Raw genomic sequence first — 5,212 nt, 5'->3', positions numbered from 1 at the left:
GGTACAGGGCGGCGACGGCGGCCACCTCGCGCTGGGAGGCGGCGATGACGGCCGCGCCCGCGCCCATGCCGTGGCCGACCAGGGCCAGCTTGCGCGGGTCGACGCTGATATTGCCCGCGCCCAGCCGCACGCCGGTGCAGATGTCCAGGGTGGTCAGCAGATCCGTGGCCAGGTTCAGGTGCGAGGGAATCGGTCCGCGTTCGGTGTCGGGCGCGGCGGCCACATATCCCCAGGAGGCCAGGTGCTCCAGCAGCCGCCGGTAGTTGCCGACGCCGGTCAGCCACCCGTGCCCGAAGGCCACCGCGGGCAGGTTGAGCCCCTTCCCGGGCGTGAACACCACCCCGGGCAACCCGGCGATGCCGAGATTCCCGCGCAGCACCTCGTGCGGGCCACGCAGGGTCAGAGTGCTCAGGAGCGATTTCACAGACGCCGACACGGACTAGAACCTATCCGATCGAGATGTACTTGGGGCGTTTCGCCCGGTCGGACATCGACTCGGATTCGTGCATCCGGGTTATCCCGTTAGGCTATGGGCCCATGTGCGGAATCGTGGGGTATGTGGGGTACCGGGATGCGCTCGGCGTGGTGGTCGATGCGTTGCGCCGCATGGAATATCGCGGTTACGACTCGGCGGGAGTCGCGATCCTGGACGGCGCGGGCGGGCTCGCCGTGGAGCGCAAGGCGGGCCGCCTGGCCAATCTCGAGGCCGAGCTCGCCGACGGCGGCAGCGGGCGTTTCACCGGGTCCACCGGCATGGGCCACACCCGCTGGGCCACGCACGGCGCGCCCACCGACCGCAATGCCCACCCGCATCGCGACCGCACCGGCCGGGTCGCGGTGGTGCACAACGGAATCATCGAGAACTTCGCCCCGCTGCGCCGCGAACTGGAGGAGGCCGGGGTCGAACTCGGCAGCGATACCGACACCGAGGTGGCGGTGCATCTGGTCGCCCGCGCCTACGCCAAGGGCGACACCGCCGGTGACTTCGTGGCCTCCGCCCTCGCCGTGGTCCGCCGCCTCGAAGGCGCGTTCACCCTGGTCTTCTCGCACGCCGACCATCCGGGCACGATTGTCGCCGCCCGCCGCTCCACCCCGCTGGTGGTCGGCGTCGGCCAGGGCGAGATGTTCCTGGCCTCCGATGTCACCGCCTTCATCGAACACACCCGGGAGGCAGTCGAACTCGGCCAGGATCAGGCCGTCGTCATCACCGCCGACAGCTATCGGGTCACCGACTTCCACGGCAAGACCGACGGCGTCCGCACCCGCCCGTTCACCATCGACTGGGATCTGGCCGCCGCCGAGAAGGGCGGCCACGACTACTTCATGCTCAAGGAGATCGAGGAGCAGCCGCAGGGCGTCGCGGACACGCTGATCGGCCATTTCGCCAACGGCAAGATCGTGCTCGACGAGCAGCGGCTGCACGATCAGGAGCTGCGCGAGGTCGACAAGATCTTCGTGGTGGCCTGCGGCAGTTCGTATCACGCGGGCCTGCTGGCCAAGTACGCCATCGAGCATTGGACGCGGCTGCCCGTCGAGGTCGAGCTGGCCAGCGAATTCCGTTACCGCGACCCGGTTCTGGACCGCTCCACGCTGGTGGTCGCCATCTCCCAGTCCGGCGAGACCGCCGACACGCTGGAGGCCGTGCGGCACGCCAAGGAGCAGAAGGCGCGAGTACTGGCCATCTGCAACACCAATGGCGCGCAGATTCCGCGCGAGTCCGATGCCGTGCTCTACACCCGCACCGGCCCGGAGATCGGCGTCGCGTCCACCAAGGCGTTCCTGGCCCAGATCACGGCCAACTATCTGGTCGGTCTGGCGCTGGCGCAGGCGCGCGGCACCAAGTATCCGGACGAGGTGGCGCGCGAGTTCGCGGAACTGGAGTCCATGCCGAAACTGGTTGCGCAGGTGCTGGAGTCGGCCGAGCGGGTGCGCGAGATCGCGCGTGAATTCGCACACGTACCGACCGTGCTGTTTCTGGGGCGGCATGTCGGCTACCCGGTCGCCCTCGAAGGCGCGCTGAAGCTCAAGGAACTGGCCTACATCCACGCCGAGGGCTTCGCCGCGGGCGAGCTCAAGCACGGCCCGATCGCCCTCATCGAGGACGGGCTGCCGGTCTTCGTGGTCATGCCCTCACCCAAGGGCCGCGCCGTGCTGCACTCCAAGCTGCTCAGCAATATCCGCGAGATCCAGGCCCGCGGCGCGCGCACCATCGTCATCGCCGAGGAGGGCGACGACACCGTGCGCCCCTTCGCCGACCACCTGATCGAAATCCCCTCGGCCCCAACGCTGTACCAGCCGCTGCTGTCCACGGTTCCGCTGCAGATCTTCGCGGCGGAGGTGGCCCAGGCCCGCGGCTACGACGTGGACAAGCCCCGCAACCTCGCGAAGTCCGTGACCGTCGAATAGGCCGAACCCCGTCATTCCGGCGTGCTTTTGGCCGGAATCCACCCCGGCGAGGATGGATCCCGGCCAAGAAGCGCGCCGGGATGACGGGCTATTGCACAGTGACGGTGCCCTTCATGTCCGGGTGCAGCGGGCACAGGTAGCGGTAGGTGCCCGGAGTCGTGAAGGTGTGGCTGTACTCGCCCTTGTGGATGATCGGGCTGTTGATGCCGATCGCGGTGTCCCCGATGCCCTGCACGGCGTGCGGCGCGCGATCATCGAACTTCCAGGTCACGGTGTCCCCGGCCTTGACGGTGATATCGGCGGGCGAGAACTTCATGTCCTTCACCTCGACCGTCACCGCGGCGGCCGCGGCCGGACCGGTCGAGGTCGCCGCGGCCGAGGTTGTCGCCGGGCCCGCCGTCGTGGAGGTCGCGGCCTTGTCCGAGCTCGACGAGCAGCCCCCGACCGCTAGCGCTCCCGCCACGACGGCGACGAGAAGCAGGGCACGCGAGGACGACTGGCGACGGATCGACATGTCGGCCAGGTTAGTCCCCGCCGATAGCCGACCATTCGCGGGCACCCGCCCTGACCAGCGCCGTGACCCGACGGGCGTAGTGTCCACAAGCGCAGGCAGGTTGGGCCGCTGTCGACGACGGGCCCACACGGTCCAGTCCCGGGAGGCGAACCATGACCGCACCGGCGGTGAGCGACTACTACACGGCCGACGAAGTGCGGGCCGCAGAGGCCGAACTTTTCACCCGGGTCCCCGCCGGAATGCCCATGCGGCGCGCCGCCTTCGGGCTCGCCGAGGTGGTGGCGCGGGAACTGCGTGAACGCTCCGGCGGAGTCGCGGGGCGCCGGGTCACTCTGCTGGTCGGCTCCGGCGACAACGGCGGCGACGTGCTCTGGGCGGGCTCGTTCCTGCGGCGGCGTGGGGTCGCAGTGCGCGCGATCCTGTTCTCACCCGAGCGCGCCCACGCCGAGGGCCTGGCCGCGCTGCGTCGCACCGGTGGCCGTGTGGTGAGTGCCCCAGCGTCCACGGACGAACTCCGTGGGGACCGGATGCCGCCGGGCGAGTTCATCCACATGTACACCAGCCTCGAGGTGCCCTGGCCGGTTCGTGAGCTGCTCGACGAACCGGACTTGGTCGTGGACGGCATCGTCGGCATCTCGGGTCGTGGACCGCTGCGCCCGGTGGCCGCGGAAGTGGTTGCGGGCGTGCGTTGCCCGATCATCGCCGCGGACCTGCCCAGCGGCGTCGACCCGGACACCGGGGCGGTTACCGGGCCCGCCGTCACCGCCGATGTCACTGTGACCTTCGGCGCCTGCAAGCCGGTGCACGCCCTGGCCGCCCCGCACTGTGGCCGAGTCGAACTGGTGCCCATCGGATTACGCTTGCCTTCGGCCGGTCTGATCGCGCTGGACCCACACACCGTAGGGAAGGCCTGGCCGGTTCCCGGCCCGTCCGACGACAAGTACACCCAAGGCGTCACCGGAGTCTGCGCGGGCAGCGCCACCTACCCCGGCGCGGCCGTCCTGTGCACGGGTGGCGCGATCGCGGCCACCTCCGGCATGGTCCGCTACGCGGGCACCGGTGCGGCCCAGGTCCTTGCTCATTTTCCGGAAGTGATTGCCGCCGAATCCATTTCCGCTACGGGCCGCGTGCAATCCTGGGTCTTCGGCCCTGGCGCGGGCACCGATGCCGCCGCACGTGACCGCCTGGCCGAGATCCTCGCCACCGACCTTCCCGTCGTGGTCGACGCCGACGGCCTCACCGTCCTCGCCGCCGAGCCGGACCTGGTGACGGGCCGTACGGCCCCCACTGTTCTCACTCCGCACGCCGGGGAGTTCGCCCGTCTGACCGGCTCCGAACCAGGCCCTGACCGTGTTGCCGCCGTCCGCAAGTTCGCTGAATCCTGGCAAGTCACAGTCCTTTTGAAGGGTCGCGCCACACTGATTGCCAGTCCCGGCTTCCCGACCATCGTCAACGAGGCGGGCGGCTCCTGGGCCGCCACCGCGGGCTCCGGCGACGTCCTCTCCGGCATCATCGCCGCCCTCTTGGCTCACGGCTTCCATCCCCCCTTCGCCGCAGCGGCCGCCGCCCGCGCCCACGCGCTAGCCGCCAACCTCGCCGCCCACTCCGCCACCGCGGCTGGATCCCCAATCTCCGCCTCCCCCTTGCTCTCCCACCTCCGCGAGGCCATCGGCACCCTCCGCGAACTCGCCGAAGCCTGATCGGTCCGAACGGACCTCAAGCCCGTCCAAACGGACCGCAAATCAGTCCGAGCGGACCGCTACCTGGAGCGCCGATCGGGCGGCGGCGATGACCGGATGGTCGCCCGTGCCACGCCGGTAGGCGAGGTGGGTGCGCCGACGGGTCGGCAAGGCCGTGAGGGTGACGCCCTCGGGAACGGCGAGCGCACCGAGATCGGGGACGAGGGCCACGCCCTGGCCCGCGGCGACGAGGGCCAGTACGGTGCCGAAGTCATCGGCGTGATGGCGGATGCGTGGCGTGAATCCGGCTGCCAGGCAGGCGCGGACGGTCATCTCGTAGCAGAGCGTGCCGGGCGTGCCCGCGATCCATTGGGAATCGGCATGTGCGGCAAGGGGTTCCGGAGCGGCTTCGGAGGTCAGTGTGGCCAGGTGGACGGTCTCCTCGAAGAGGGCTTCGGTGTCGAGGCCGGGTTCGGGGGCGAGGGGGACGTAGTCGTATTCCTGGAGGGGGGGTACCGCGAGGGGTTCGGCGCGGAGGGCGGCGGGAGCGGCGGCCGGATCCAGTTCGGTGACAAGGAGTTCCAGGCGGGGGTGGTCGCGGCTGAGGGTGACC

General features: G+C 70.1%; 5 protein-coding genes. 2 read left to right on the top strand and 3 right to left on the bottom strand.

The annotated features are described in order from the left end of the window. On the bottom strand, positions 1-436 hold a 436-nt coding region (locus ACAM49_RS38685), incomplete at its 3' end, for a dienelactone hydrolase family protein (RefSeq protein ID WP_369640482.1). Positions 437-537: 101 nt separating this feature from the next. Here ACAM49_RS38685 and glmS point away from each other — a divergent pair. Continuing rightward, entirely contained in the window at positions 538-2,406 is a 1,869-nt protein-coding gene (gene glmS / locus ACAM49_RS38680; RefSeq protein WP_369640481.1) for a glutamine--fructose-6-phosphate transaminase (isomerizing), read from the top strand. Between the two features lie 88 nt (positions 2,407-2,494). Here glmS and ACAM49_RS38675 read toward each other — a convergent pair whose 3' ends face one another. Next, positions 2,495-2,920 carry a cupredoxin family copper-binding protein gene (locus tag ACAM49_RS38675; protein WP_369640480.1) on the bottom strand — a complete coding sequence of 142 codons (426 nt, stop codon included), beginning with the start codon at positions 2,918-2,920 and terminating at the stop codon, positions 2,495-2,497. A gap of 167 nt (positions 2,921-3,087) precedes the next feature. Between ACAM49_RS38675 and ACAM49_RS38670 the strand changes: the two genes are divergently transcribed. Continuing rightward, entirely contained in the window at positions 3,088-4,620 is a 1,533-nt protein-coding gene (locus ACAM49_RS38670) for an NAD(P)H-hydrate dehydratase (protein ID WP_369640483.1), read from the top strand. Positions 4,621-4,662: 42 nt separating this feature from the next. Here the strand turns inward: ACAM49_RS38670 and ACAM49_RS38665 are convergent. Beyond that, on the bottom strand, positions 4,663-5,212 hold a 550-nt coding region (locus tag ACAM49_RS38665; protein ID WP_369640479.1), incomplete at its 5' end, for a LysR substrate-binding domain-containing protein.

This window comes from Nocardia sp. JMUB6875, assembly GCF_041154655.1.
GTDB lineage: Bacteria > Actinomycetota > Actinomycetes > Mycobacteriales > Mycobacteriaceae > Nocardia.
The sequence above is the reverse complement of the archived record's forward strand: the minus strand, read 5'-3'. Positions and strand labels throughout refer to the sequence as shown.

Excerpts from the sequence above, each read along its gene's own strand:
- glmS (WP_369640481.1), top strand. The coding sequence starts at position 538 with ATGTGCGGAATCGTGGGGTATGTGGGGTACCGGGATGCGCTCGGCGTG.
- ACAM49_RS38675 (WP_369640480.1), bottom strand. The coding sequence starts at position 2,920 with ATGTCGATCCGTCGCCAGTCGTCCTCGCGTGCCCTGCTTCTCGTCGCC.